The sequence below is a fragment of the Actinophytocola sp. genome (assembly GCF_036002505.1).
GTDB lineage: Bacteria > Actinomycetota > Actinomycetes > Mycobacteriales > Pseudonocardiaceae > DASYTH01.
Genome location: NZ_DASYTH010000318.1, coordinates 1 through 26,741, shown reverse-complemented (window position 1 = coordinate 26,741; position 26,741 = coordinate 1). Strand labels below are relative to the sequence as shown.

Sequence of the window (26,741 nt, the reverse complement as noted above, 5' to 3'; positions counted from 1 at the left end):
GAACGGGTTGGCGCTCGCCCGCACGATCGTGGGCCACGCGGACTGGTCGATTCCGCCGATGCCGGCCTCGATGCTGCCCGCCGGAAGCGCGTCCATCCTCGCCTCGCCGTCCTCGGCGAGCCGCCGCGCCGCGTCGAACTTGTCGATGAGCTTTCGGATCGCCGCGTCTCCTCCGGCGACCGGCGCCGAACCGAGCTCCGCCAGCAACCGTGTCCCTGTGGCCAGCGCATCCCGCGCGCCGGCGTAATGAGCGCTCCACCACTGTTTCAATTCGTCAGGTGTGTCGGCATCGTGCCCGGTCGGTGTCTTCCAGACACCCTGCTGAACGTCGTTGACGATCGTGCAGAAGCGCTTCGACCACGCCACCGCCCCGGGCGGCGCCGGTGGCAGGCTCCTCGACGTCCGGGGCGTCGAGGTCGGTGCCGAGCCGGCGCCGGTGCTCTGCGCACAGGCCGCCAGTGCCGCGCACGCAAGGAGCACCATGATTCGGATGATCATCTGCGCGGCGGTTCCTTCCTGAGGATGCTCGCCGGCGGCTCCCAGTCGTCCTCCACGGGTGGCCGCTGCGTCGTCCGGCGGCGAATCTCCTCGAAGGGATCGCGAGCGCGCTGCTCCTGCTCCGCTTTCTCATCATCGGAGAGGTTGCGGTACCACGCCGAGAACGAGGACATCGCCTCGTTGAGCGCGTCGTCGTACCGCCACGGCTGTTTCAAGATCACCTAGGTGGATGCTGTTGCTGATAGGACTGTGGTGACGCCAGGTACTCCAGTGGCTCCGAAGTCGTGCGGCGAAGGACGCCGTCCTCACGCTGAGCGTGAGGAAGGACGCTTTCGTCGCAATCACTCCACAGTGGACACTCGGTTGCTGCGGGGGTTCCAGCACCACCGGCACGCCATCAGCCCTGGTACCGCCGCCTGAGCCGCTGCTCAAAACGATCTTGAAACGGCCCTTACCGCACGAGCTTCTTTATGGCGGCAAGCTCGGCCATGATCCGCTCGAAACCAACCAGAAACCCCCCGCATGGGTGTTTCACGATCATCCGACATCGGGGGTCGAGACGGGTGTTTCTGATGTGCTTGCAGTGACGCGAGGTGCTCCAGAGGTGTGGAGGTGATGCGACTGAGCGTCCTTGGTCACCCCAGGCGTGACGAAGGACGCGTTCGTCACGCGAACGGTGCCGGCGTGCTGGCTTGCGCTTCGTCGGTCGCGGGCGGCGGCGCGGTCAGTTCGCCGGGGCTCAGCGCGAGGAACGCAAGGCCGGCAGCGGCACCGGCGGCGAGTTGGACCACGAGGTAGAGCCAAGGGGCACCGCCGTGGATCAGACCGATCTCAGCGGCGCCGAGGGAGACCGCCGGGTTGAAGACGCCCCCGGAGATCCCGCCGATGGTGAACGCTCCGGCCGCGACGGTGAACCCGATGGCCAGACCGTAGAAGGAGTTGTTCGGATGGGCCTTGCTGGTGGCCACGTTCAGCACCACGAAGGCCAACGCGAAGGTGTACAGCGCCTCCGCGACGATCGCGGCCGCCAGGCCCCGGCCGGACGGCGAGAGCGCGGTGACGCTTGCCGGGTTCAGGATCCAGTACGCCAGGCCGGCGGCGGCCAGGCCCGCGACGACCTGAACAACCCAGTAGGCGACCGCGTCCAGCAGTGTGATCCGGCGCCGAACGAGCACGGCCATCGTCACCGCGGGGTTGTAGTGGCCGCCGGAGATGTGGCCCCCGGCGTAGACCATCACCATGATGGTCGCGCCCACGGCAAGCGGCGCGAACTGGTTCTGGACGAGCCCGGTCGCGGCGACCGAGAAGACAAGGAAGAACGTCCCGATCAGCTCGATGAAGTAGGCCCGGTAGTTGCGCAATATCCTTCTCCTCAAACAAACGTCGGGTCACTTGACAGACTTGCCGCCCAGGCGGCTGAAGGAGTTCACGCCGTCCGGTGCCGGTGCGCGTCCGGGGTAGTAATACTTCACCCAGAACTTCAGCCCGCCGGGATTCTTCCACAGACAGGTACGGCTGATGTAGTCGTTCATGTTCGCCCAAGCCTGCGGAAAACCCCCAGTCGGTCATGCCGATGTCAGGTGGCGGCGAGGAAGAGGATGCCGAGGAGGAACGCGCCGCCGACGCCGACGATCATGGGCCAGCCGCGCCAGGTGGAATTGGCCGTGGCGAGCTGATCATGGGTGGCCCACGGTGATCACGTCGTGTCCGGCGGTTCGGAGGCATTGCGCTGTCGGGGGTTGCTGGTGTGCTGGTCTGGCTTCCCAGTGGTCTGCTCGAGGGGCTCGGCGGCCGGCTCCGGTGAGTAGAAACGTTGGGCGATGGCGGTGGGGATGACCGCGGAGAGGACGACAACGGTGACCAGGACGGAGAACTGGGCCTGGGTGATGATCCCGGCGGTGTAGCCGTAGGTGGCCGAGATGGTGCCGAAGGTCAGCCCGGTGCTCATGAGCAGGGTGGTGAACATGGCGTGCGGCTTGGCGTGTCTGCGGGCGACCGGGTAGACGGCGACCGACTTGGTGGCCAGCTTCAACGCGAGGAGGGCGGCCAGCAGCCCGAGATTGGCGACCACGAGGGGCAGGGAGACGTTCATCCCGGAGCGCAGGAAGAAAAAGGGGGTCAACAGGGCGAAAGCGACCACACGGAACCGTTGCTGGGTGGCGCGGTGACGTTCGAAGGTGCGGGAGACCGCCAGGCCCAAGAGGAATGCCGGGAGAACGGCGTGGCTGTGGGCCTGCTCGCCCAACCACATCAGCACCAGTAGCGCGGCGAAGGCCCCCTTGATCTCCGGTTCGATGACCCGGGAGCCGTAGCGGGCGAAGAACCAGCCCTCCAGCCGGGGCATGAGCACGATGAGCACGACGGAGACCACCGCGAACGGGATCAGCCACCAGCTGGGGCTGATGAACAGCGCGGACAGCGCGATCACGGTGCCGAGGTCGGTGATGAACGTCGAGCTCATGATCAGTTTGCCGATGTGGGTGGCGTTCAACCCGGTTTCCACCAGCACCGCGTACACCACCGCGAGCGACGTGGTGGACAGGGCGATCCCGCCGATCTGCGCGGCTTTCCAGTCCCAGCCGAACCCGTACCGGCACGCGAAGAGCACGCCGACGAACGGCACCAGGAACGACAGGCAACCGATGAGCAGGCTGGGTTTCCACGTGGCACGCATGTGCGCCGGGTCGACCTCGGCGCCGGCGAGAAAGGTGAGCACCACGCTGCCGAAGCCGGCCAGGAACACCAACCAGTCCGGAGTGGACAGGTGCAGGGTGTTGCCGACCACGGCGCCGGCAAGGATCTCGATGATCGCCACCGAGAGGCCGAGCTCGACGGAGAACATGCTGGCGACCAGCACGACGACGGCGAGAACCGCGGCGACGTAGAGCGGGGTCATCGCTCACCTCCAGACATGCGAAAGCTCCTGGCAAGTTGGGCCAGGAGCCGTCAGCCCGGGGTGGGCGGTTCGAACGCTGATCGCGCTCCGGCGGGATCCATCGCCGTCACCACCCAGTGAACCAGATGTTGGCCAAGGGTCAAGGCGGGGAGCACACTCGGGGGATGTTCGCTCGGATCGTGGTGGCCTACGACGACTCGCCGGGCGCACGCCAGGCGCTCGACGTCGCGCTCGAACTGGCCCGGGTGCACGGCGCCGAGTTGATCGCGGTCGCGGTGGAGGCGCACCTGCCGCACTACGCGGCCACCGTCGGCGAGGTCGACGAGGAACGCGCCGTCGAGGAGAAGCAGTGCGTGCAATGGCTCGCGGCGGCGATGGCGACCGCCGACGAACATGGCATGCCGCTGCGGACGGAGATCCGCGCCGGGCACCCGGCCCAGGAATTGGTGCATTCGGTCACCGCACACCGGGCGGACCTGCTGGTGCTGGGCCGCAGCGGACATTCGGCGATCTGGGGCCGGTTCATCGGCACCACCGCGGAGAAGGTCGCCCGCCACGTGGAGTGCTCGGTGCTCATCGCTACTTGACGGCTCCGGTGACAGAACTGGATGCGTTGGTTGAGCCGGGGCTGGGGTGGCAGACGGGACCAGCGGGGCGCAGCCCGATGCCCTGAAGGGTCCCTTCAGGACGCTCAATGACAGCAAGGGTCCCTTCATGACATCAAGGTTGACTTTCGAGTCGTGTTGAAGGTTTAGCGTCGGGGGTGTGAGCACGTATCGGATTTCGGAGTTGGTGCGGCGGACCGGTGTTCCGGCGTCGACGTTGCGGTTCTATGAGCAGGCGGGGTTGTTGGCGGCGGCGCGGACCGGGGCGGGGTATCGGGTGTACGGGGAGGAGGCGGTGGGCCGGCTGGAGTTCATCGGGGCCGCCAAGCACCTGGGGTTGCCGTTGGACGAGATCCGGGAGTTGCTCGGGGCGTGGGAGCAGGGGGTGTGCGCGGAGGTGCGCGTGCGGTTGCGGACGCTGGTGGCGGCGCGGATGGCCGAGGCGGAGCGGCGGATCGCCGAGCTGTCGGCGTTTGCTGGGCATTTGGCTGTGGTGCACGAGGAATTGGGTGGTCCGGCGCCGGTGGCGGTGTGCGGGCCGGGGTGCGGGTGCGTGTCGGCCGGTCCGCCGGGTTCGGTGTCGGTGGAGTTGGTTCGGCCTCGACCGGCGGGAAACGGCGTGCCGGAGGCGGTGCGATGACGCCGACTGGCCGGCCGGACCGGCGCTGGACGCGGGTGGGGGTTGCGGCGGTGGTGGCCTGCGGCGTGTGTTGCGCGGTGCCGCTGATCGCCGTGCTGAGCGGGATCGGGGTCGTCGCCTCGCTGGGTGCGGTGCTCGAGGTGGTCGAGTGGCTGTCGGTGGCGCTGGCCGTGCTCGCCCTGGGTGGCGCCGCGCTGTTGTGGCTGCGGCGCCGCCGCCGGCAGGCGTGTCAGGTGCCCGACCGGGTGGTGAGTCTCGGGATGCCCGGGCCAACCCGACGAGCGCCCCGGTGACCGGCCGGAGCGCCTGGCGTCGGGCGCTACCGGCAGCGGTGGGGCTGCTGCTGGTGGTGTGCGCGGCGCTGGTGATCATCGGGGTGCTGATCGAGCGCGGCGGTGAGACCCACACCGAGGGCGGCGTGGCGGCGACGACCGAGCACACCGAGGGCGAGCGCGCCGAGCCTGGTGAGGAGCGGCCACCCGCGGAGGATGCGGGCGACGAGACGGTGGTGGGGATCCGGCTCGAGTCCCCGGCGGCCCTGGTTGGCTTGGCGGTGGTCTCGGTGGGGCTGGCCGTGTGGCTGTGGCGGCGACCGGCCCGACCGGCGGCCGGCGTGGTGACCGTCTTCACGGTCGCGGCCGGAGTGCTCGATGTGGCGGAGATCAGCCGGCAACTCGCCGCGGACCAGACCGGGCTGGTGGTGCTGGCCGGGTTGATCGTGCTGTTGCGGCTGGTCACCGTGGCCGGCGCGGTCGCGCTGTGGCGTTCCATCAGCCCGGCGGGGTCGGCACCGGCCGGCGGGCGCATGGGCGTGGGTTGACGGCGCCACGAGCGGAGTCCGGCGAAGCGCCTGGACCATCATGACGACATGACCGTGTCACGGAACGACTCGATATCCGCGCAGCACAAGGCGATCGTCGTGCGGCTGGTGCAGGAGGTGCTCAACAGCGGGCGGTTGGACGTGATCGACGAGCTGTACGAGGCTGCCCTGGCGCCTCGGGCTCGGCAGTGGATCGCTCCGTTTCGGGAGTCCTTCCCGGACGTACACATGGATGTGGTCGAGTTGATCGCCGAGGCCGACACCGTGGCGGGCAGGTTCCGGTGCTCGGGCACGCATCTGGGGACCTGGTTGGATCATCCGCCGACCGGCCGCCGGTTCCAGCGGATCGACGAGGTCTACTTCTTCCGCTTCCGCGACGGCCGGATCAGCTCCGCGTGGGGTCTGGAGGACACCCACGAACGCCTACGGCAACTGGGCCTGCGGTAGCCGCGCCCGGCGCGGTCATCGGCGTTGCGGAACGCGCGGGCTGGTGTCGTGGTCGGCCTCGTCGGGTTGGAAGACCCATCGCCACAGCGGGACGAGGACGGCGGCCGCGGTCACCACGAGGGCGGCGATCAGCAGCCCCCAGCCGCCACCTCTAGGTGGTGGAGTGGAGTGCGGTGAATGCCTCATTCACTGCGCTGAGCGCACTGAACGAGGCATTCATCGCACCCCGGTCAGGTGGCGACGGGGAGGTCGGCCAGGCGCCATTCGAGCATGCCGTCGGCCAGCCGGCGGGCCGGTCGGCCGGTCGCGGTGAGGAGGCGGACCGCGTCGTGGGCGAGCACGCAGTAGGCGCCGCGGCAGTAGGCGACGATCTCCTGGTCGGCGGGGAGCCCGGCGAGCCGCTCGGGCAGTTCGTCGAGGGGCACGCTGATCGCACCGGGGATGTGTCCGGCGGTGTATTCCTCGTGGGGGCGCACGTCCAGCACGAGGGTTCCGGTGTCGGCGCGGCGCAGCAGTTCGTCCCGGGTGACGTACTCGGTGTCCGTGCCCAGGTAGGCGGTGCGGGCGGCCTCGACGTCGGGCAGGTGGGCGTGGGCGACCGACCGGACCAGTGCGTAGAGGGCGGCCACGTCGGTGCCGGCGAGCCGGTAGTAGATCTTGGTGCCATCCCGGCGGGTGGCCACCAGGTTGGCCTGTTTGAGCGTTTGCAGGTGCGCCGAGGCTGTGGTGAGTCCGAGGTCCGCGGCCCGGGCGAGGGCATCGACGGTGCGTTCGCCCTGGGCGAGCAGATCCAGCAGCTCCAGCCGTTTGCCGCTGGCCAGGGCCTTGCCGACGCGGGCGAACTGGTCGAACAGCGCGGTCTTCGTTTCCCGGTCACCCATGGCATTCTCCAATCATCCATGGAATAGTGTAGACCATGGCTGCAGATCTGGTGCCGCTCGTGGACGAGGGGTTGGGCAACTCCGCCTACCTGGTCGACCTCGGCGACGGCCGAGCACTGGCCGTAGACGTCAGCCGCGACCTCCGCGACGTTCACCGAGTTGCCCGGCGGCGGGGGCTGCGGGTCGCGTTCGCCGCCGACACGCACCTGCACGCCGACTTCCTCTCCGGCGCCCATCAACTTGCCGCCAGCGAGGGTGCTCAGGTGCTGGCCTCGGCGGCCGGGCACCGCGCATTCGACCATCGCGGGCTGCGGGACGGCGATGAGGTGGATCTTGGTGGGTTGCGGCTGCGGGCGCTGGCCACTCCGGGGCACACCCACGAGCACCTGTCGTTCCTGCTCCTGGACGGGCAGCGGGCGGTGGGTGTGTTCACCGGTGGCTCACTGATCGTGGGGGCCGCCGCGCGTACCGACCTGGTGGATCCGGACCAGACCGAAGCGCTGGCCCGCGCCCAGTACGCCTCGCTGCACCGGCTCGCCGAGCTTCCGGACGAGGTCGCCGTGTGGCCGACCCATGGTGCCGGGTCGTTCTGCTCGGCCCCACCCGGCGCCGGCCGGACCAGCACCATCGGCCGGGAGAAGGCCACCAACCCGTTGCTGCGCGCCGGGAACGAGGATGCGTTCGTGGCCGCGTTGCTGGGCTCGGTGGGCAGTTTCCCGCCGTACTTCCTGCGGCTGGGCGAGCTCAACCGCCGCGGACCGGCCCTCCTGGACGGACCACCCGCGTTGCCGCCCCTGGATGTGGCCGCGGTGCGCAGGCTGCTGGCCGACGGTGCGGAGCTCGTGGATGTGCGCCCCGTGCCGGCGTTCGCAGCCGGCCACGTCCCCGGCGCGTTGTCGATCCCGCTGCGCCCGGTGTTCGCGACCTGGCTGGGCTGGCTCGCCGCACCCGACCGGCCGCTGATCATCGTGCGCGACCCCGACCAGGACCCGGTCGACATCGCTTGGCAGGCCGGGAAGATCGGCTACGACAACGTGGTGGGTGAGCTGGCTGGCGGCCTCGCCGGGTGGACCGCGGCCGGATGCCCCAGCACCGGAACCCGGCTGGTCCGACCGGATCGGGTCGGCGACGCGCCGGTCCTCGACATCCGCCAATCCTCGGAGTTCGCCGCTGGGCACGTGCCCGGCGCCGTCCACATCGAACTCGGTGACCTCCCAGACCACACCGCGGACGTGCCGGCCGGGCCGGTGGTGATGTGCGGGCACGGCGAACGTGCGATGGGCGCGGCCAGCCTGCTGGAACGTGCCGGACACCGCGATCTCACCGTCCTGCAGGGCGGCCCGGACGACTGGGCCCAGGCCACCGGGCACACGCTGGACACCGGCCCGTGACGGCCACCCCGGTGCGGTTGGGGCTCCGTGCCAATCTCGCCCAGTTCAGCCTGCTGGTCGCGGTCAACGCGCTGGTCGGTGGAACGCTGGGGCAGGAACGCACCGTGTTGCCGCTGCTGGCCGAGCGCACCTTCCACCTGACCGCCTACACCGCCGCACTGACCTACATCCTCGCCTTCGGCCTCACCAAGGCGGCCACCAACTATCTGGCCGGCTCCTGGTCGGACCGGTTCGGCCGTAAACCCGTCCTGGTCGCCGGGTGGCTGGTCGCGCTCCCGGTACCGCTCCTGTTGATCTGGGCACCGCACTGGGGCTGGGTGATCGCGGCGAACGTGCTGCTCGGCGTCAACCAAGGGCTGACCTGGTCCACCACCGTGATCATGAAGATCGACCTCGCCGGCCCCACCCGCCGCGGGCTGGCCATGGGACTCAACGAGGCCGCCGGCTACCTCGCCCTCGCCGCCACCGCCCTGGCCACCGGCTACCTCGCCGCCCACCACGGACTCCGCCCCGCACCGTTCCTGCTCGGCCTGGCCTATGTCGCACTCGGCGTCGGCCTGTCCGCCCTGCTGGTCCGGGAAACCCGCGACCACGCCCGGCTGGAAGCCGGCACGCACCGCGCCCGCGCGGACGGTCGGCATGATCACTTGCACGCGAACCTGAGCAACCGAGAAGTGTTCAGCCAAACCAGCCTGCGCGACCCTGCGCTGTCGGCGGCCAGCCAGGCCGGTCTGGTCAACAACCTCAACGACGGCCTCGCCTGGGGCCTGTTCCCGATCCTGTTCACCACCACCGGCATGCCGCTGGCGCAGATCGGTGGGCTCGCCGCGCTCTACCCCGCCGTCTGGAGTCTCGGGCAACTGGCCACCGGACCCCTGTCCGACCGGGTCGGCCGCAAACACCTCATCACCGCCGGCATGCTCACCCAAGCCGCCGCCCTCGCGGTCTTCGCCGCCGCGAGCACCTTCACCACCTGGGCCATCGCCGCCGTCCTGCTCGGCGCCGGCACCGCGATGGTGTACCCCACCCTCCTCGCGGTGATCGGTGACGTCGCCCACCCCGCCTGGCGCGCCCGCGCGGTCGGGGTCTACCGGCTGTGGCGCGACGGCGGGTACGCCGCCGGCGCACTCCTGGCCGGGATCACCGCCGACCTGCTCGGCCTGCGCGGCGCCATCTGGATCGTCGCCGCGCTCACCGCCGCCTCCGGCGTGCTGGTGGCCGCGCGCATGTATGAAACCCATACCCCAAACCAGGAGGAGGGAAACTCGTGACTGTCCCCAATGGACTGATCGGTGGCCCGGTCTACCTCGACCACAATGCCACCACCCCGGTCGACCCCCGCGTCGTCGAGGCGTGCCTGCCCTACCTGACCGAGCACTTCGGCAACCCCTCCAGCAGCCACGCCTACGGCCAGCACGCCCGGGCCGCCGTCGACGCCGCCCGAACGGCGGTCGCCGACCTGCTGTCCTGTGCACCCGGTGAGATCGTGTTCACCGGCGGCGGATGCGACGGCGACACCCTCGCCATCCGGGGCGCCGCCCTGGCCCACCGCGACCGCGGCACCCACCTGATCACCCAGGTCACGGAGCACCCCGCCGTGCTGGCCACCGTGGACGCGTTGCACCGGCTGCACGGCTTCCGCGTCACCGTCCTGCCGGTCGACCAGCACGGCCTGGTCCACCCCGGCGACCTCGAGGCGGCGCTCACCGACGACACCGTGCTGGTGTCGATCATGCACGCCAACGGTGAAACCGGCACCATCCAACCCATCCGCGAGCTGGCCGACCTCGCCCACGCCCGGGGCGCCCTGTTCCACACCGACGCCGCCCAGACCGCCGGCAAGATCCCGGTATCGGTGCGGGAGCTGGGGGCGGACCTGCTCACCGTGGCCGGGCACAAGATGTACGCGCCCAAGGGCATCGGTGCGCTCTATGTCCACACCGGACTCGAGCTCGAACCCACCACCTACGGCGGCGGCCAGGAAGCCGGCCGCCGTTCCGGCACCGAGAACGTCGCGCTCATCGTCGCCCTCGGCCAGGCCGCCCGACTCGCCGACCAGGCTCTCCAGGAAACCCCGGCGCTGCAAGGACTTCGGGATCTGCTGCAGCACCGGCTCACCGAACTGCTGCCCGGCCGGACACAGCTCAACGGCCACCCCACCCGCCGGCTGCCCAACACCCTCAATGTCAGCATCAGCGGCACCACCGGACGCGACCTGCTCGCCGCCACCCCCGAGATCGCCGGCTCCACCGGATCGGCCTGCCACGAAGGCACCGACCACCCCTCACCCGTGCTCTCCGCCATGGGCCTACCGCCGGAACGGGCCTACTCGGCGGTGCGCCTCACCCTTGGCCGGTGGAGCACCGAGTCCGACGTCGACCGCACCGTCGCGGCCCTGACCGCCGCGGCGTCCCAGGTCGGGCCGGCGGCCATCGCCGCTCAGGGCTGAACGATGAGAACATGTTCACCGCGGGGTATGAGTTCGCCGATGACGGGGTGGCCGGGGAGTTCGCCGGCGAGGAGTAGGCCGCCTGAGGTTTGGGCGTCGGCGAGCAGGAGGGCTTCGTCCTCGCTGATCGACGTCAGGTCGGCGTGTGGCGATATCCATTGGAGATTTCGCCGGGTGCCGCCGCTGACGTAGCCGTCGCGTAGGGCGGGTCGGGCGGGTTCCAGGTAGGGGACGGCGGCCGAGTTCACGATCGCGCTGACGCCGCTTGCCTTGGCGAGTTTGTAGAGGTGTCCGAGTAGGCCGAAGCCGGTGACGTCGGTGGCGCAGCGGATGCCGGCGTCGATGGCGGCACGCGCGGCATCCCGGTTGAGGCGGGTCATCGTGTCCACCGCGTCGGGGAAGACTTCTCCGGTTGCTTTGTGTCGTGAGTTCAGCACGCCGATGCCGAGTGGTTTGGTGAGCGTGAGCGGTTGCCCGGCTTGTCCCAGGTCGTTGCGCATCAGTTTGCCGGGGTCGGCGATTCCGGTGACGGCGAGGCCGTATTTCGGTTCGGGGTCGTCGATGCTGTGCCCGCCCGCGAGATGGCAGCCGGCCTCGTGGGCGACCGACATTCCCCCGCGCAACACCTCGCCGGCGAGGTCGAACGGCAGCACCTCGCGCGGCCAGCCCAGCAGGTTGACCGCGACCACGGGCTGACCGCCCATGGCGTACACATCGGACAGCGCGTTCGCGGCCGCGATCCGGCCCCAGTCGTAGGCGTTGTCGACCACGGGCGTGAAGAAGTCGGTCGTCATGACCAGCGCCCGGTCGTTGTCGATCCGCACCACGGCCGCGTCGTCGCCGGTGTCGAGCCCGACGAGCAGCTCACACAGCGGCGAGTGGACCGGGTCGGCGCCGGCCAGGACGCGCACCATCTCCTCCAGTTCGCCGGGTGGGATCTTGCAGGCGCAGCCGCCGCCGTGCGCGTACTGGGTGAGTCGGACGGCCTGGGTCGCGGTCATCGTTTGATCCTCCGGCGGTCGTCGGGAAGGCGTTGGGTGAGGCCCTTCCGGTCGAGCAGTTCGAGCAGCGGCACGGTGACCCGGCGGGTCGTGTCGAGCGCCTGCCGCGCCTGGCTCACGGTGAACGGTTGGGGCAGGGCCCCGAGCGCGGTCGCCGCGGTCTGGATGCTGTCCGGCAGCAGCACCACTCCCTCGGCGATGCGCACCAGGGCCCCGGCGCGCACCGCGGCACCCAGCTCCCGCGGGCCGAGCCCGAGCGCGGTGAGCCGCTCGGTTTGTGGCGCGGCAAAAGGATTCGCGGCGAGCTCGGCGCGGATCTTCTCGACCGCCCGGGCCACCGGTGCCGGCAGCGACGCCTGACCGGGCTCAACCACGCGGCCGTCGCGCAGCGCCAGCGGCGGCATCACCAGCGCGTGCACCAGGGACCGGTCGGGCAGCCGCAGCGCCCGCCGGACCACGTCGACCGGCGGGCCCGGCTCAAGGGGACGGTCACGGCACCAGCCGGCCACCAGACCCCGCAGCTTTTCCTTCAGCTGCGCCAGCAACCGCTCGTCGACGAGCCAGTCGTCGTGCACCGGGGTGATCGTCGTGGGCACACCCATGCGGCGCAGGTCCCGTTGCCGGACGATGCCCCGGCGGCGCAGTTCGGACCGCTCGTCGGCGCGCCCGTCCAGCTCGTCGAGGATCTTCGCCCGGGCCGCCGCGGCCCCGCGCCGGGTCAACGCCGGCGGTGCCACGTCCAGCACCGTGGTGCCGCCGCTGACGTGGTGCGCCCCGGGATTGCGCAGCAGGCCGCGGTCACCGATCCGCAGCGGCAGCGGGCGCGCGAGGGTGAGCCGCGCGGTGTCGGCACCGACCGGGCGCACGCGGGCGGACACCGCGGCCGACCCGATGTGCAGCATCACGCTGCTCGGCAGTGCTTCCGCCGGGTCGCCGTGCACCCGCACGTCGACCACGTCACTGAGGTGAAACCGTTGCGGCGTCAGCAAGGCGTCGCCGCGGTGCAGCTCGTGGCGCTCGACGCCGCGCAGGTTCACCGCGACCCGGGCCACGGCGTCCACTTCGGACACCGGCTGCCCCAGGGACTGGAGCCCGCGCACGTGGACGGTCTGACCATCCACCTCGAGCTCGTCGCCGACGCGCAGCCGGCCCGCGGCGAGCGTGCCGGTCACCACGGTTCCGCTGCCCCTGATCGAGAAGGACCGGTCGATCCAGAGCCGCACCGGCGCGTCGAGGTCCGGCCGGGGCAGCCGGCCGAGGAGCCGGGTCAGCGCCGCGCGCAGCTCGTCCATCCCGGTGCCGGCCGGCGCGCTGACCGCGACCGCCTCGACGTCGCCGAGCGAGCTGCGCGCGATCTCGGCGCGGGCCTGCTCCGTCGCCGGCACCGGGTCGGCGAGGTCGCTGCGGGTGATCACGCACAGCCCGTGCCGGACGTCGAGGGCATCCAGCGCCGCGAGATGCTCGGCGGACTGGGGCATCCAGCCCTCGTCGGCGGCCACCACGAACAGCGCGGCCGGTACCGGGCCGATGCCGGCGAGCATGTTCGGCACGAACCGCTCGTGCCCCGGCACGTCGACGAACGCCACGGTCACGCCGGGCCGCAGCTCCGCCCACGCGAACCCCAGATCGATGGTCAGCCCGCGGCGCCGCTCCTCCGCCCACCGGTCCGGCTCCATCCCGGTCAGCGCGCGCACGAGGGTCGACTTCCCGTGGTCGACATGTCCGGCGGTGGCGACGACGTACATGTCACGCCTCCCGCACGGCGTTGTACACGTCGTCGTCCCGGTCCGGTGGAACGCAACGAAGATCGAGCAGCAGCCGGCCACGCTCCACCCGGCCGACGACAGACCTGGCCCGCAACGGCTTCGCGAGCACCGGATCGAGCGCGACGCCCCAGGACGGCAGCTCGACCTCGGGCGCTCCCCCACCGCCCACCACGCTCGCCGTCTCGACGGCCTCGGCGGTGATCCCGTGCGCACAGAGCCGGTCGCTCAGCCGGTGCGCCCGCGCCCGCAGCTCGCCGGGGTCGGCGTGCAACGCCAGCCAGGTGGGCGTCTGCGGCCCGCGCAGCGTGGCCTCCAGCGCGGCCAGGGTGAGCTTGTCCACCCGCAGCGCCCGGGCCAGGGAATGCCGGCGGAGCCGCTCGACGATGCCGGCGCGGCCGAGCAGCAGACCGGCCTGAGGGCCGCCGAGCAGCTTGTCGCCGCTCGCCGTGACCAGCGCGGCGCCGTCGCGCAGCGCGGTCGTCGCGTCCGGCTCGTCGGGTAGCAGCGGTTCGGGGACGAGCAACCCGGAGCCGATGTCGACGACCACCGGAACCCCCAGGTTGGCCAGTTCGGCGGTCGGGACGGCCGAGGTGAACCCCCGGACGACGAAGTTGGACGGGTGCACCTTGAGCACGAACGCGGTCTCCGGGCGGATCGCGAGCTCGTAGTCCCGCAACGAGGTCCGGTTGGTGGTGCCGACCTCCCGCAGCCGCGCGCCGGTGGACTGGAGCAGGTCCGGCAGCCGGAACCCGTCACCGATCTCGATCAGCTCGCCGCGGCTGACCACGATCTCCCGCCCCGCCGCCAGCGCGGTCGCCGCGAGCACCAGCGCCGCCGCGCCGTTGTTGACCACGTGCACCGCCTCGGCCGCCGGCACCGCGGCGGCCAGCGCCTCGAGCGTGCCCCGCCCACGCCGCGCCCGGTTGCCGGTCTCCAGGTCGAACTCGACGTCGGTGTGCCCCGCCGCCGCGCCGAGCGCCGCCACCGCGGCGGCCGACAGCGCGGCCCGGCCGAGGTTCGTGTGCAGCACGACGCCGGTCGCGTTGATCACCGGGGCGAGCGTGGTCGCCCGCCTCGGCAGCGCGGCCACGGCCGCGTCGGCCACCCGGTCCGGCGGGATCTCCCCGCGCCTGGCCCGTTCCTGGGCCCCCGCGACCACGCCCTTCACCGTCGCCCGGCCCAGCACCGCCACGGCCTCCACCAGCCGGGGATCGGCGAGCACGGCGTCGGTGCGGGGCACGTCACGACGCCGGTCCATGTCGCCTCCCCGGGGGGTCCGGGGGGCGGAGCCCCGCCGGCTGGGGTCTGGGGGCTTGGCCCCCAGAAAATACTGCAGCTGTGGCGGAGGCGGACGGGAATCGAACCCGCCTGACCCGGATTCCGGGCCACACCGGTTTTGAAGACCGGGAGGGGCACCAGCCCCTGAACGCCTCCACCCGCTAACCCTGTCGGTTCGAAACGATCTGTTCAACTCCGGACCGGGGGTTGGTGCCGCCTGAGTAGTACCCGCAGGGCGTACCCGGCCAGGCAGGCGAGTGCGGCGAGGAGGGCGAAGAGAACGATCAGCGCCGGGATGCCGAGCGCGGGATCGTCGTAGCTGCGCATGATCACGTGCGGGGTCTCGGACTGCGCGCCGTGGAAGAAGTGGATGAACAGGGCCAGCGCGGCGAGGACAATGCTCGCGGCGAGCCAGTAGCCGGCCAGGACCCGGCCGCGGATGGTGAGCACGATGCCGGCGAGCAGCACGCCGTACACGACGACCACGCTGAGGTCGAACGGGTTGACCTCGGGCTGGAACGCCACCCGCTGTGGTTCCAGTCCGGATCGAGGCCTCGATCGACGACCAGTTCGCCGCGGACGACGTGATCGGCGAAATGGATGGTGGCCAGGACCGTCGTGACCACCGCCAGCAACACCAGCCGGCGCCGTTCGCCCGTGCCTTCCACCCTCGTTGGCACAGCAGCATGCTACCTGGCTGGGGCCCGGGCGTGTTGGCCGCTGGCGTCGTCTCGTTGGCCCTGGTACGGCAGTCGGACTTCGCTGACGGGAGCGGGTCTTTGCCTGCTTGCTGTTGAGTGCGGGCCAGACTCGGAGATCATCGACCACATGCGTCTGCAAGCGAATTGGCACGGTGGAACATCCGGCACAGATTTGGCGGAGCATGATCACCAATCTGTTCCGCGTAAGGTTATCCCACGTGCGCAAACGAACTGCCGATCTGGCAAGATCACGCTCATGGAACGTGTGGTCGGAATCGGTGGATACTTTCTCCGCGCGGCAGATCCGGCGGCCCTGAGCACCTGGTATCGAGAGAGTCTCGGCCTCGACGCCGACGAGAATGGTGTCTGGCACCAGCAGGCGGGCAGCACCGTTTTCGCGCCGTTCGAGGCCGACACCGACTACTTCGGATCGCGCTCCCAGCACACCATGCTCAACTTTCGGGTCCGAGACCTGGACGCCATGCTGGCGCAGCTCCGCAACCTCGGGGCCGACGTCGCGGCCGAGACTCAAGACCTCGAAGGCGTCGGCAGATTCGGGTGGGTCACGGATCCAGAGGGCAACCGCATCGAACTCTGGCAGCCCGCCGACTAAGCCGACTGCGAACTCGTCACATAACTGCTCCGCGAGCGCGTATCACGGCTACGCCAGCGCAGTACATGACTACGCAGACGCGAGACACGCCCGGGGTGGCGGCGCCACGCCCGCGGGCCTGACCGGCCTGAGGATGTTGGAGGCGGTCTGACATGGACGGTTGGCCGGGCGTGTTCCGCCCGCTGCGTCACCACGTCACCGAGGGCGCGCCACGCATGGTGCTGGGCGGCGAGTACGCGCGCCATTTGGGTCTGGCCGGTCACGTGGTCTCTGTCGCCGTCTGCGGTTCGCCGTGCTGGCCGCCATCCGATCCCGTCCTGGAGCGGCCCTGGTGTCCGGTCTGCGCGGGAGCCCCGAGCCCGCCAATGGAGGAGGTACACATGAGCTACCAGGACCACGTCGGCTACCGCTACCTGCGGTGGACCCACGACGTCGAACCACACCTCAACGCCGCTGAGAGGGCCGACGGCAATGACGCGTTCGCCGCGGAGTTCGAGGCGCTGGCGCGGAATCGGCAACCCTACGAAGGCTGGGCCGAAGCCTGGCCTACCTCTGCCGGCGCGTCGCCCGCCGGTACCGGGGCCAACCCGTCGGCGAATGGCAGCCGCCACCACCGGTCATGAGCCGACCCGGGGTGAGGCCGAGCGGGCGTCCGGCCAGGCGGCGTCCCCGGGTGGCGAAGTGTCCGGCGATGGCCAGAGGTTCTTTGGCGCGGGGATGACCGGGTCGGGGCTGCATTGGGCGGCGCAGGACCGCCGATGCCGGAGGGGTGGCACCATGTCGAGCTGCAAGTCTAACTCTGTGTAACACACCGTAACCTCACACGCAGGACTTCGGTTGTTGTTTCGGTTGTTGTTCCGGTAGCATCGACTGCGATGGACGAGCGCGAGGTGTACCCGAATGCTCCGGTCGTGTTGGTGGCTCTCGAGGTTCGACATCCTTCAGCCGACCCGCTGACGCCGACTGAGAGTCGAACGATCAAGAAAATTCTCGGCGATCTGTTGCCCATCGAACGCTCTGGCCAGTTGACCAACGTTCAAGTCGTTGCGGGCGCGACTGCACCAGCCGATGTGAGCATCGAAACCTTCCCTCGGTACGTGAATCGCGAAACCACTCTCGCCGTATCCGTGCGCAAAGAGGCCATGGTCATCGAAGCCAGCCGGTATCCGGGATGGGAGGAGTTCCGGACGCTCTCGATGCGAGCCCTCGAGGCCCGGATGCAGGTCGCTCCCGTAGTAGGCGTGGAGCGCGTCGGACTGCGCTTCATCAACGAAATCCGTGTTCCGAACGCCGGAACTGTGGACTGGTCTGACTGGCTGCACCCATCGCTACTCGGACCCAGCTCGGCTCGGCCCATTGACTTGCCGGTTAACCAGTGGCAGGGCGTCGTGATATATGGGGCACAACCTAGCAACATGCTCGTTCTCCGGTACGGACTCCGGGATGGCTATGCATTGGATCCGAGCTCACTGTTGCGTCGGGTCAGGTCGGATGACGATGGACTGTTCTTCCTGATGGACCTGGACAGCTTCTGGACACCTGCGGAGGAGGTCCCCGAGTACGATAGCGACAAGCTCCTATCTATCTGTAACGCTCTGCATACGCCTGTGCGAACCTTGTTCGAGGGTATGATCACGGATCGGTTGAGGGACGAGGTGCTCCGTCGCGATGACTAGGCCACGTAGCGTGCAGCGCAGATCGAATGACTGGTTCCGCGAGGTTGTGGAGGATGACCCCGGCACGGCCGGCGACAGCGTTGCGCTTGCGCCGGTGCCTGCTGCTACCCGCACCGCGGCGACATTGCTGACCGAAGATGCCGACGACCTTCGCCGCCGGGTCAAGACACTCAGTGTTGATATCGGCGAGAACCATCAGCGAATTTACGAGCAAGAGTGGCAGGTTCTCACACAAGGGCGAAGCACACAGAGTGTAGTCGATCTACTGAATGAGCTTGCCGAGCTGGGATTTGCATGGCGGGACGTCGCTCGACTTGTCGGGGTAAGCGTGCCCGCCATCCAGAAGTGGCGCAAGGGTGAACGCGCGTCGAGCGACAACCGGCGCAAGATTGCTAGCCTGCTTGCGGCGTGCGACTTCATTGCTAGCCACTATTACGTGGATGACATTGGCTCATGGTTCGAGATGCGCATCATCGAGAGTGCGCCTGTCACACCGGTAGATCTCTGGGCAAGCGGTCACCAGATGTTGTTCTTCGAGTATGTGACTAGGCACCTTTCACCCGAGGACACCTTGCAAAATTTCGATCCTGAGTGGCGTGAGCGGTACCGGACCAGCTTCACGACGTTCCGTGATGAAGACGGCCATCTCGGCCTCCGGATGCAGGAATAGTGACACGTGCCCGACGAGACATTGGAGTTCCCCGGGACCGAGTCTAGTCCTGACTGGGCCGCTCTGTACCTCTATCGAGGGCCGAAGTTATGGCCGTACGTCCAGTTTTCACGGGGGATGTCTTTCAAGACGCAGAGGTTCACGGCCTCAGTGGCGCCGAAAGCAAGACAGTAATGGTACTCCAGCACCCGTGCGCATTGCGGAGCAATGGCATCAATCTTGTCGACACGCTCCTTGTAGTCGAAGTCATACCTCATCGGTTGCTCAATCCTAAGCAGTGGCTGGGAAATTACCGGATAATGCCTCTGCATGACCTGCTCGATACGGCCGATCCACATCGCGCGGGATCATTTACGTCGCCGTACCTTGCTAGCCCTGATGTATTGGAACTCGACAAACGTGTCGCGTGTCTAAGTCCGCTAGGCGTGAACCTGCTGCTACAGCGGTGGGTCTACCACAACAGCCGCGCCGTCGTGCCGACTTGGAAATACGACGATGCAGTTAGCGCTCAATATGAGGAAGCAGACAGTATTGAAGAGTGGTGCGCGATCCGCGAAGGACGTGGCGTAGACATCACCGCCGCAACGATCGAGGCGGACAAGTGGTTGTGCGATGACGGCGGAAGTGGTGTGCGGCGACGGGATCTGCTAGAGAATCGTCAACACCGGAGCAGCATTCGCAAGGCCATGCGCAGGGCGGCCAAGGAACTTGGCTAGGCTGGACCAGTGATCGGCTCACTGGCCCAGCGCTGAACGCCTCCACCAGTTAACCCTGTCGGTTGAAACGACCTGTTCAACTCCGGGCTTTGACCGGGGTGAGCCCCAGGGGACGTCCGGCCAGGCCGCGTCCCCGGGTGGCGAGTTGCGCGGCGATGGCCCGGAGTTCCTTGGCGGCGGGGGTGGCCGGGTCGGCGAGGACGAGCGGCTCGCCGGTGTCGCTCTGCTCGCGGAGGCGGATGTCCAGAGGTATCTGGCCGAGGAGGGGGACGTGCGTGCCCAGCGTGCGGGTGAGCGCCGCGGCCACGGACTGGCCGCCGCCGGAGCCGAACACGTCGATGCGGTGGCCGCAGTGCGGGCAGGGCAGCCAGGACATGTTCTCGAGGACACCGACGATGCGCTGGTGGGTCTGGACGGCGATGGCGCCGGCCCGCTCGGCCACCTCGGCCGCGGCCTGCTGGGGCGTGGTGACGACCAGGAGCTCCGACGCGGGCACCAACTCGGCGAGGGAGAGCGCGATGTCGCCGGTGCCGGGCGGCAGATCCAGCAGCAGCACGTCGAGGTCGCCCCAGTACACGTCGGCGAGGAACTGCTCGAGGACGCGGTGCAGCATCGGGCCGCGCAGGACGACCGGTGCGTTGCCGGCGGTGAGCAGGCCGATCGAGATGACCTTGATGCCGTGCGCGGAGGGCGGCACGATCATCCGCTGCGATTCGGTGGGGGTGCCGGTCACGGCGAGCATCCGGGGCACCGAATGCCCGTAGATGTCCGCGTCGATGAGGCCGACCTTCCGTCCCATCCCGGCCAGCGCCGCGGCCAGGTTCACGGTCACCGACGACTTGCCCACCCCGCCCTTGCCGCTCGCGACGGCGTACACCCGGGTCAGCGATTCCGGCCTGGCGAACGGGATCTCCCGGGCCGGGCTCATTCGATGCTGAAGATCACGGCCGCGCGCAGCGCCAGCACGCCGAGCAGGATCAGGACGGGGACCGCGACCGACCGCACCGCTGAGGCCGAGTGGACGGGCACCGTGATGCCTTCGGGGGTAACCGCGAGCCGGGAGGTGACCAGCCCGCCGATGCCGGGCGCGAGGCCGGCCAGTGCGACCAGCCACAGGAGTATCCAGGGGAAGCCGAAGGCGAGGTCGAACGTCCCGGCCGGGACCAGGGTGATCGCGAAGATCACGACCAGGGCGAGCTCGAGGACCGCGTAGAGGCGCTCGGACACGGTGAGCGGGCCGGCGCTGATCTCCGCGGGCGCACGGTAGCGCAGCAGGAACAGCAGGAGCGCGACCGAGCCGGACATCCCGGAGGCGAGGAACAGCCCGCCGAGCGTCCAGCTGTCGCTCCACACCGGCTGGTTCGACACGGCCAGCAGCACGCCGGTGTAGCCGGCGACGAACAGGCCGAACAGCGCGCCGGCGATCATGACCACCTTGCCCAGCGCGCCGTCCAGCAGCCGGGCGACCCAGCCCAGCCAGCCGAGCTTCCCGTCCCGCACCAGCGTGTCCACAAAGGACACGGTGACCAGGGCGCCGAACACCAGCAGGCCCCAGGCCCCGACGGACATCGGCGACCAGTACTTGAAGATCGGGCCCGTGTCGCCCGGCGTGGTGTTCCACAGCATGTGCCAGAACCGCAGCGGCGAGCCGAGGTCGAGGATCAGCATGACCGGGCACACCAGCAGGGTCGCGAACGAGGCGTAGCAGCCGAGCCGGGCCGCCGGCTCGTCGGTGGGCTCACCCCGGAGGCGGAGCAGCGTTGCGATGACGTAGGTCCCGCCGGAGAGCCCGGCGAAGAAGAAGTAGAACAGGATGTACCAGGTCCAGCCGGGCGCGCGAACGAAATGCTGAGCCGGCTCAGCCAGCGACATCATTCCTTCTCACCTGCCTCGGGTTCCGGCTCGTCCACAGTGGATTCAACGGTGGCTGGCGGCGCAGCCGCCGGCACCTCGGCAGGCGTTTCGACGGCCGGCTCGCGGCGCCGGCGGAACGCGATCAGGCCGCCGAACACGGCCAGCACGGCGGTCAGCGCGGCGCCGAGGTAGCCGCCGAGGTTGTTGCGCGACGGCAGCACGGCGTTCTCGGCGTTCGGCAGGTGATAGGCCTCCGGCTTGTCCATCAGCAGGAAGAACGCGTTGAGTCCGCCGTAGACCGAATCGTCCGCACCGTACAGTTGGGCCTGGGACACGCCCTGCGAATGCAGGGCGTCCACGCGCTGTTGTGCCGCCTGACGCAGCTCGTCGAGCGGTCCGAACTGGATGGACTCGGTCGGGCACGCCTTGGCACAGGCCGGTTCCATGCCGCCCTGGAGCCGGTCGTAGCAGAGCGTGCACTTCTGCACGACGCCTTTTTCCTCGCTGTGCCCGATCACCCCGTACGGGCACGCCGAGATGCAGTCGCGGCAGCCGTTGCACACGTCGGGCTGGATGAAGACGCTGTCGAACTCGGTCCGGATGATCGCCCCGGTCGGGCAGACCTCCATGCAGCTCGCGTGCTGGCAGTGCTTGCAGACGTCGGACATCATCAGCCAGGCCTTGCCGGCCCCGGTGCCCATCGTCTCGTTCGGCACGTTGTCGATGAACTTGACGTGCCGCCAGTTCTGCGAGTCCAGGCTCCCGGTGTTGTCGTAGCCGTCGCCGAAGATCGGATCGTGGCCGTCCAACTCGTTCCACTGCTTGCAGGCCACCTCGCAGGCCTTGCAGCCGATGCACACGCTCGTATCGGTGAAGAACCCGTAGGCCTGGCCAGGCGTGATCTCGGCCATCTCAGAACCCCATCAGGTTGGGTGTGATCTTGGAAAGCCCTTGCTCGGCCGCATGAAGGTCCAGCGGCAGCGCGGCCAGCTCGTCGACCTCCGGCACCGCCCGGGGATCGCGGCCCAGATCGACGTCGATCAGATACCGCTGGCAGCCCGCGCACGCCTCGATCCGGAGGTGCGGGAACGTCGCGTCACCGCCCGCACCGCGGCCCACCTGGGGTCCCGGACCCTGTTCCGAGTAGACGGTCCGCTTCGCGCCGGCGGTCTCCCCGCAGTAGGCGCAGGCGCTGCTGGAGTAGCTCCAGCTCGCTCCGCACCGGGCGCACTGCAGCTTGCGGTGCCCGCTGACCAGGTTGTCGCCGCTGTCGGTGCGGAAGCTGAGCTGCGGCGGGCCTGCGCACCGCGGGCAGCGCCGGTCCCCGCGCGGCGCGGGATCGGCGGCGCACGCCTGCTCGGCGTCCACGGCTGCCAGGGGGCCGCGCAGCGTGGCCCGGGCCAGGTAGCGCTCAACGGCAACGAGTTCCTCGCCGGCCAGGTAGGCGGCCAGCAATGCCCTGAAGGCCGCCTTCAGGGCATTCAACGTCCCGAAGGCGGCCTTCAGGGCATCCGGCCCGCACTCCCTGGTCGCCGCCACCACCTGCGGCAGCACCCGGTCCGCCGCCCAGGCGGCGAGGTCATCCGGCTGATCCGCGCGGGCGGCGTCCCAGGACTCCTCCCACACCTCAAGCAGCGCAAGGTAAAGCGTCAGCGGCTCGGCCGCGAAGTCGTGCCGCTCGCACAGGGTCTCCGCCCGCCGGCGGGATGCCGCCCACGGGGTAGTCTCGACGCGCGGCGCGGCCATCACATTTTCTCGATGTTGACGAGGAACGCCTTGAACTCGGGGGTCCGCGCGCTGGCGTCGCCGACGAACGGGGTGAGCGCGTTGGCGAGCCAGTGCTGGCCGGTGTTGATGCCGACGAAGCCCCAGTGGATGGGGATGCCGATCTGGTAGATCTTCTTCCCGTCGATCTGCAACGGACCGAGGCGGTTGGTCACCACCGCGCGCACCTCGAGCTTGCCCCGCTTGGACGAGACCCGGACGTGGTCGCCGGTCGCGATGCCCTTCTCCTTGGCGAGCTCGGCCGGCACCTCGACGAACGCCTCCGGCTGCAGCTGCACCAGGTGCTCGACGTTCTGGGTGACGTAGTGCTCGTGCTCGGTGAGCCGGTAGGACGTTGCCACGTAAGGGAATTCCGCCACGGTGCCGAAGCGGTTCGGCCGGCCCGCCTTCTGGTCGTACAGGAAGGCCGCGGGCGTCGCCGACACCTGCGGGTGCAGCGGGTTCTGGACCGGCGACTCGACCGGCTCGTAGTGCTCGGGGAACGGCCCGTCCGCCACCCCGTTGCTGAAGATCCGCCCGGTGCCCTCCCCGGTCATGATGAACGGCAGCGGGGCGGTCGGGCCGGGCGCGGCGGTCCCCGGGTAGTCGGGCACGTCGCCCACCCACTTGCCCGCGGCGGCGTCCCACTTGATCCCGACCCGCTTGGGGTCCCACGGGTTCCCGGCCGGGTCGGCCGACGCGCGGTTGTACAGCACCCGCCGGTTCAGCGGCCACGCCCACGCCCAGTTCGGGTAGAACCCCATGCCGGTCGGGTCGTTCTTGGCCTGGTCCTGCACGCCGTCGCGGCGCTTCATCAGGTTGCCGCTCTGCGGGTAGGCGCCGGTGTAGATCCAGTCGCCCGCGGTCGTGGAGCCGTCGTCCTTGAGGTCGGCGAAGGTCGCGAGCCGCTGACCGGTGGCGAGGCTCTTCCCGTTGATCTCCTGGGCGATCTCGTCGAGCTCGGGCTTGCGCGGATCCTGGTACGGCAGGGTGAGCCGGAGCACGGGGTCGGGGAACTTCCCGCCCTGCTGCTGGTAGAAACCCTTCACCCGGTCGAAGAGCTCCGCGAGCACCCAGTGGTCGTGCCGGGACTCGCCTTCCGGCGGCAGCACCTGCTCCTTCCACTGCGCCCAGCGGCCGCTGTTGGTGAACGAGCCGTCCTTCTCGATCCAGTGCGTGGCGGGCAGCATGAACACCTCGGTCTGGATCTTGGCCGGGTCCATGCCCGGCGCGTTCCAGAACTCGGAGCTGGTGGTGCGGAAGGGATCCATGACGCAGAGCCACTTGAGGTTGGACAGCGCCTGGAGCACCTGGTTGGAGTCGGGGCCGATGCTCGTGGCCGTCATCCCGGACAGGATGACGCCCTCCATCTTGCCGCGCAGCGCCTGGTCGAAGATCGAGATCCAGGACGCGTTGGCCGCCGGCTTCGGCAGGTAGTCGAAGGCGAACTCGTTGGCCGGGGTCGCCGCATCGCCATACCAGGCCTTCAACAGGCTCACCAGGAACTTGCGGTAGTTCTCGCCGAGGAAGTTCACCGCGTTCGGGAGCAGCTTCTTGCTGGCGCTGGCCGTGAGGTGGTCGGCGATGTTCTTCTGTCCCGGCGCGGGGATCCGCAGGTAGCCGGGCAGGATGTCCCAGGAGATCGCGTGGTCGGTGTTGCCCTGGATGTTGGCGTGACCGCGCTCGGCGTTCATGCCGCCGCCCGGACGCCCCATGTTTCCCAGCAGCAGCTGGAGGATCGCCGCCGAGCGGATGAGCTGCACGCCGGTCGTGTGGTGGGTGAGGCCGACCGCGTAGACGATCGTCATCACCTTGTCCGGGCGCCCCATCTCGCCGACCAGCTTGGCCACCGACAGGAACTGGTCGCGCGGGATGCCGGTGATCCGCTCGACCATCTCCGGGGTGTACCGCTTGTAGTGCTCACGGAGCAGGTTGAGCACCGAGCGGGGGTTCGCGATGTCCACCTTGGCCTGACCGTTCTCCATTACATAGGCCCAGGCGGCGGTGTTGTACGTGCCGGTCTGCTGGTTGAACCCGTTGAACATGCCGTCGGAGAACGAGTAGTCCGCCGTGACCACGAAGCCGGCGTTGGTCGCCCACTCCACGTATTCCTTGTGGTAGAGGTTGTTCTCCAGGACGTAGTTGATCAACCCGCCGAAGTAGGCGACGTCGGTTCCGGTGCGGATCCGCAGGTGCGTGTCGGCCACCGCGGAGGTCCGGGTGAAGCGCGGATCGGCGTGGATGATCTTCGCGCCGCGGTCCAGCTTGGCCCGCATGAGCCAGCGGAAGCCGACCGGGTGGGCCTCGGCGGGATTGGCCCCGTTGACCAGGATCAGGTCGGCATGCCTGATGTCGCGCCAATGGTTGGTCATGGCCCCTCGGCCAAACGTGGCGGCCAAACTGACCACCGTGGGACCGTGTCAAACACGCGCCTGTTGCTCTAAGTGGACAATCCCCAGGCCGCGCATCAGCTTGGTGGCGAGGTAGCCCTCCTCCGAGCTGAACGCCGCCCCGCCGGCGAAGGCGATGCCCTCGCAGCGGTTCACCGTGTTCCCGTTGGCGTCCTGGGTGATGAACGTGCGGTCCCGCGACGCCTTGATGTTCTCGGCCAGCTTGTTCAGCACGAAGTCCCAGGTGGCGGGCTTGAACTCGGACGCCCCGGGCGCGCGGTACAGCGGGCCCGGCACGCGCCGGCGGGAGATGGCGAGCTGCAGCGAACTGGCCCCCTTCGGGCACAGGGTGCCCTCGTTGACCGGGCTGTCCGGGTCACCCTCGATCTGCAGCAGTTCGACCTTGCCGCTGGTGTCCTTCTTCGTGTAGGCGAGCAGCGCGCATCCCACCGCGCAGTACGGGCAGACGGAGCGCGAGACCGTGGCCCCGTCGATCCGCAGGTGCTGCTTGACCTGCGCGGCCTTGCTGACGTCGAAGCCAAGCGTCGAAACCCCCAGCACACCCGCGCCCGCCGCACCCAGACCGAGGAACTGGCGCCGCGAAAGATCCTCCACCGCCGGCCTCCTGCTCTCCCATTTCGGGCTCGATGGCGTAGCGCCAGTCACCCCACCCTCCGGCGCGGTGCCGCTACTGACCGTGGCGCATACTGTGTACCGATCTTATTCTCGATCTCCCGCTCGGCAAGTGCAATGCGGGTGTTCAAAACGCCGACCGGGACGCCGTGCCTCAGCCCTGGGCAAGCTGGAGGTCGTGGCGATCACCTGGATCGTCCGGGTTCCGCAGGATGTCCAGCACCCGTGGATCGGCGGGTACCACCACCCATTGCGCCCCGCCCTCGGCCGCCTCCGCGCACGCCGCCCGCCAGGCCGCCCTCCCCTCCGGCACCGGCACCGCGACCCAGCGCTCAGCCGCGGCGTGGAAGTCGGCGGCCAGCACCAGGCGCCCGCGGCTGAGCAGCCCGATCGTGTCGACCGTGCGCTTGTCGGGAGCCTCCGGCGGCACCAGCACCAGGCGCGCCCGGAACGTGACGACCGCGAGCGCCGCCGCCAGCGCCAGGACGTCCCACTCCGGCTCCGGTCCACAATCGACCCACAGCGCGTCGGCGCCGCCCGCGTCGAAGGCCGCCGCGTCCGCGAGCCACTCACCGATCTCGTCCGGTGCCCCGCCGAGCCGAACGCCGATCTTGACCGAACTCTCCGCGCCCTCGTCCGAGGCGACATCCACCACGCACCGAACCCTACGCCGCGGACAACGTGGCGGAGGACGACACGCACGCCGGGAGCTACCCCGTGGGCAGCGGGGGTGGCAGGCGGCGGCTTCGGAACGGGATGGTCGTGCCGCCGGCGCGGTGGTGCACGGTGACCTCCGCCTGGCCAGGTCTCACCTTCGCGCAAGCGCCTGCGCCAGCTTGTCCCCTCGGGCCTGTACTGGCAGGTGGCCGGTTTCGGGGTGGCTGGGTGGCAAAGACGGGCTGGGGACCGGGTGGGGCTGGTTGACCTTTGCGGGTGCAGTTGACGGGGCCGGGAACCGAGCGAGGTGATCTTCGGTCGGTCTGGCGCGGGTCGGTGTCGGTAGTGTGATCGCCGTTTGGGGACGGAAGTGCTTGAAAATCAAGCACTTCCGT

30 protein-coding genes, 1 tRNA gene and 1 pseudogene are annotated in these 26,741 nt (G+C 69.5%); 13 read left to right on the top strand and 19 right to left on the bottom strand.

Going from position 1 to position 26,741, the window contains the following annotated elements; genetic code table 11:
- The 5 genes from VGR06_RS27835 to VGR06_RS27815 all read right to left on the bottom strand — a co-directional run.
- Positions 1-483, bottom strand: a 483-nt coding sequence (locus VGR06_RS27835) for a hypothetical protein (RefSeq protein WP_327562101.1), incomplete at its 3' end; no start/stop codon positions are given.
- A gap of 11 nt (positions 484-494) precedes the next feature.
- A complete protein-coding gene (locus VGR06_RS27830; protein WP_327562100.1) occupies positions 495-719 on the bottom strand; it encodes a hypothetical protein in 225 nt (74 codons plus the stop codon).
- A 444-nt stretch (positions 720-1,163) separates the two neighbouring features.
- Entirely contained in the window at positions 1,164-1,859 is a 696-nt protein-coding gene (locus VGR06_RS27825; protein WP_327562099.1) for an MIP/aquaporin family protein, read from the bottom strand.
- 27 nt (positions 1,860-1,886) lie between these two features.
- A complete protein-coding gene (locus VGR06_RS27820; RefSeq protein ID WP_327562098.1) occupies positions 1,887-2,030 on the bottom strand; it encodes a hypothetical protein in 144 nt (47 codons plus the stop codon).
- Between the two features lie 164 nt (positions 2,031-2,194).
- Positions 2,195-3,394 (bottom strand): cation:proton antiporter, encoded by a 1,200-nt coding sequence (locus VGR06_RS27815; protein WP_327562097.1) that lies wholly within the window; start codon positions 3,392-3,394, stop codon positions 2,195-2,197.
- Positions 3,395-3,558: 164 nt separating this feature from the next.
- Between VGR06_RS27815 and VGR06_RS27810 the strand changes: the two genes are divergently transcribed.
- The 5 genes from VGR06_RS27810 (at position 3,559) to VGR06_RS27790 (ending at position 5,906) form a co-directional block, all read left to right on the top strand.
- The gene (locus VGR06_RS27810; RefSeq protein ID WP_327562096.1) at positions 3,559-3,981 is read left to right on the top strand and encodes a universal stress protein; all 423 of its coding nucleotides are present in this window, start codon (positions 3,559-3,561) and stop codon (positions 3,979-3,981) included.
- A gap of 178 nt (positions 3,982-4,159) precedes the next feature.
- A complete protein-coding gene (locus VGR06_RS27805) occupies positions 4,160-4,639 on the top strand; it encodes a MerR family transcriptional regulator (RefSeq protein WP_327562095.1) in 480 nt (159 codons plus the stop codon).
- Complete coding sequence (locus tag VGR06_RS27800; protein ID WP_327562094.1) at positions 4,636-4,932, top strand: hypothetical protein; 297 nt, start codon at positions 4,636-4,638, stop codon at positions 4,930-4,932. Before VGR06_RS27805 ends, VGR06_RS27800 begins: the two co-directional genes overlap by 4 nt.
- Positions 4,929-5,459, top strand: a complete 531-nt coding sequence (locus VGR06_RS27795; RefSeq protein WP_327562093.1) for a hypothetical protein — start codon at positions 4,929-4,931, stop codon at positions 5,457-5,459. The genes VGR06_RS27800 and VGR06_RS27795 overlap by 4 nt, the downstream gene beginning before the upstream one ends.
- A gap of 48 nt (positions 5,460-5,507) precedes the next feature.
- On the top strand, positions 5,508-5,906 hold the full coding sequence (locus VGR06_RS27790; protein WP_327562092.1) for an ester cyclase: 399 nt from the start codon (positions 5,508-5,510) through the stop codon (positions 5,904-5,906).
- A gap of 15 nt (positions 5,907-5,921) precedes the next feature.
- On the opposite strand, the gene VGR06_RS27785 is transcribed toward VGR06_RS27790, so the two are convergent.
- Positions 5,922-6,092 carry a hypothetical protein gene (locus VGR06_RS27785; protein WP_327562091.1) on the bottom strand — a complete coding sequence of 57 codons (171 nt, stop codon included), beginning with the start codon at positions 6,090-6,092 and terminating at the stop codon, positions 5,922-5,924.
- Between the two features lie 44 nt (positions 6,093-6,136).
- Positions 6,137-6,787, bottom strand: coding sequence for a metalloregulator ArsR/SmtB family transcription factor (locus VGR06_RS27780; RefSeq protein WP_327562090.1), 651 nt, complete (start codon positions 6,785-6,787; stop codon positions 6,137-6,139).
- 35 nt (positions 6,788-6,822) lie between these two features.
- On the opposite strand from VGR06_RS27780, the gene VGR06_RS27775 reads away from it, so the two are divergent.
- The 3 genes from VGR06_RS27775 to VGR06_RS27765 are packed head-to-tail and all read left to right on the top strand — an operon-like array spanning position 6,823 to position 10,627.
- The gene (locus VGR06_RS27775; RefSeq protein ID WP_327562089.1) at positions 6,823-8,178 is read left to right on the top strand and encodes a rhodanese-like domain-containing protein; all 1,356 of its coding nucleotides are present in this window, start codon (positions 6,823-6,825) and stop codon (positions 8,176-8,178) included.
- Positions 8,175-9,449, top strand: coding sequence for an MFS transporter (locus VGR06_RS27770; RefSeq protein ID WP_327562088.1), 1,275 nt, complete (start codon positions 8,175-8,177; stop codon positions 9,447-9,449). The genes VGR06_RS27775 and VGR06_RS27770 overlap by 4 nt, the downstream gene beginning before the upstream one ends.
- Complete coding sequence (locus VGR06_RS27765; RefSeq protein WP_327562087.1) at positions 9,446-10,627, top strand: cysteine desulfurase family protein; 1,182 nt, start codon at positions 9,446-9,448, stop codon at positions 10,625-10,627. The genes VGR06_RS27770 and VGR06_RS27765 overlap by 4 nt, the downstream gene beginning before the upstream one ends.
- Here the strand turns inward: VGR06_RS27765 and selD are convergent.
- The 5 genes from selD to VGR06_RS27740 form a co-directional block, all read right to left on the bottom strand.
- Positions 10,618-11,628 carry a selenide, water dikinase SelD gene (gene selD, locus VGR06_RS27760; RefSeq protein WP_327562086.1) on the bottom strand — a complete coding sequence of 337 codons (1,011 nt, stop codon included), beginning with the start codon at positions 11,626-11,628 and terminating at the stop codon, positions 10,618-10,620. The genes VGR06_RS27765 and selD overlap by 10 nt on opposite strands.
- On the bottom strand, positions 11,625-13,373 hold the full coding sequence (selB, locus tag VGR06_RS27755) for a selenocysteine-specific translation elongation factor (RefSeq protein WP_327562085.1): 1,749 nt from the start codon (positions 13,371-13,373) through the stop codon (positions 11,625-11,627). The genes selD and selB overlap by 4 nt, the downstream gene beginning before the upstream one ends.
- 1 nt (position 13,374) lies before the next feature.
- A complete protein-coding gene (gene selA / locus VGR06_RS27750) occupies positions 13,375-14,652 on the bottom strand; it encodes an L-seryl-tRNA(Sec) selenium transferase (RefSeq protein WP_327562084.1) in 1,278 nt (425 codons plus the stop codon).
- Positions 14,653-14,733: 81 nt separating this feature from the next.
- Positions 14,734-14,828: transfer RNA gene (locus VGR06_RS27745), tRNA-Sec, on the bottom strand.
- A 33-nt stretch (positions 14,829-14,861) separates the two neighbouring features.
- On the bottom strand, positions 14,862-15,197 hold the full coding sequence (locus tag VGR06_RS27740) for a hypothetical protein (RefSeq protein WP_327562083.1): 336 nt from the start codon (positions 15,195-15,197) through the stop codon (positions 14,862-14,864).
- Between the two features lie 303 nt (positions 15,198-15,500).
- On the opposite strand from VGR06_RS27740, the gene VGR06_RS27735 reads away from it, so the two are divergent.
- From VGR06_RS27735 to VGR06_RS27720, 4 genes are all read left to right on the top strand, one after another.
- On the top strand, positions 15,501-15,986 hold the full coding sequence (locus VGR06_RS27735) for a VOC family protein (RefSeq protein ID WP_327562082.1): 486 nt from the start codon (positions 15,501-15,503) through the stop codon (positions 15,984-15,986).
- A 380-nt stretch (positions 15,987-16,366) separates the two neighbouring features.
- Entirely contained in the window at positions 16,367-16,609 is a 243-nt protein-coding gene (locus VGR06_RS27730; protein WP_327562081.1) for a hypothetical protein, read from the top strand.
- 252 nt (positions 16,610-16,861) lie between these two features.
- Positions 16,862-17,662 carry a TIGR04255 family protein gene (locus VGR06_RS27725; RefSeq protein ID WP_327562080.1) on the top strand — a complete coding sequence of 267 codons (801 nt, stop codon included), beginning with the start codon at positions 16,862-16,864 and terminating at the stop codon, positions 17,660-17,662.
- Positions 17,663-17,672: 10 nt separating this feature from the next.
- Positions 17,673-18,332, top strand: a complete 660-nt coding sequence (locus tag VGR06_RS27720; RefSeq protein WP_327562079.1) for a helix-turn-helix transcriptional regulator — start codon at positions 17,673-17,675, stop codon at positions 18,330-18,332.
- A 71-nt stretch (positions 18,333-18,403) separates the two neighbouring features.
- Here the strand turns inward: VGR06_RS27720 and VGR06_RS27715 are convergent, their stop codons facing one another.
- Positions 18,404-18,589: a hypothetical protein gene (locus tag VGR06_RS27715; protein WP_327562078.1), complete on the bottom strand. Its 186-nt coding sequence runs from the start codon at positions 18,587-18,589 to the stop codon at positions 18,404-18,406.
- Between the two features lie 3 nt (positions 18,590-18,592).
- Between VGR06_RS27715 and VGR06_RS27710 the strand changes: the two genes are divergently transcribed.
- Positions 18,593-19,048: a hypothetical protein gene (locus VGR06_RS27710; RefSeq protein ID WP_327562077.1), complete on the top strand. Its 456-nt coding sequence runs from the start codon at positions 18,593-18,595 to the stop codon at positions 19,046-19,048.
- A gap of 76 nt (positions 19,049-19,124) precedes the next feature.
- Here VGR06_RS27710 and VGR06_RS27705 read toward each other — a convergent pair.
- The 6 genes and pseudogenes from VGR06_RS27705 to VGR06_RS27675 form a co-directional block, all read right to left on the bottom strand.
- Positions 19,125-19,958: pseudogene (locus VGR06_RS27705) on the bottom strand (Mrp/NBP35 family ATP-binding protein); the annotation flags it as partial.
- Positions 19,959-19,972: 14 nt separating this feature from the next.
- A complete protein-coding gene (gene nrfD, locus VGR06_RS27700; RefSeq protein WP_327562076.1) occupies positions 19,973-20,920 on the bottom strand; it encodes an NrfD/PsrC family molybdoenzyme membrane anchor subunit in 948 nt (315 codons plus the stop codon).
- Complete coding sequence (locus VGR06_RS27695; protein ID WP_327562075.1) at positions 20,920-21,813, bottom strand: 4Fe-4S dicluster domain-containing protein; 894 nt, start codon at positions 21,811-21,813, stop codon at positions 20,920-20,922. The genes nrfD and VGR06_RS27695 overlap by 1 nt, the downstream gene beginning before the upstream one ends.
- A 1-nt stretch (position 21,814) precedes the next feature.
- A complete protein-coding gene (fdhE, locus tag VGR06_RS27690; protein WP_327562074.1) occupies positions 21,815-22,648 on the bottom strand; it encodes a formate dehydrogenase accessory protein FdhE in 834 nt (277 codons plus the stop codon).
- Positions 22,648-25,671, bottom strand: coding sequence for a formate dehydrogenase-N subunit alpha (gene fdnG, locus VGR06_RS27685; RefSeq protein ID WP_414637344.1), 3,024 nt, complete (start codon positions 25,669-25,671; stop codon positions 22,648-22,650). The genes fdhE and fdnG overlap by 1 nt, the downstream gene beginning before the upstream one ends.
- Before the next feature lie 172 nt (positions 25,672-25,843).
- Complete coding sequence (locus VGR06_RS27675) at positions 25,844-26,344, bottom strand: hypothetical protein (protein WP_327562071.1); 501 nt, start codon at positions 26,342-26,344, stop codon at positions 25,844-25,846.
- Between the last annotated feature and the right edge of the window lie 397 nt (positions 26,345-26,741).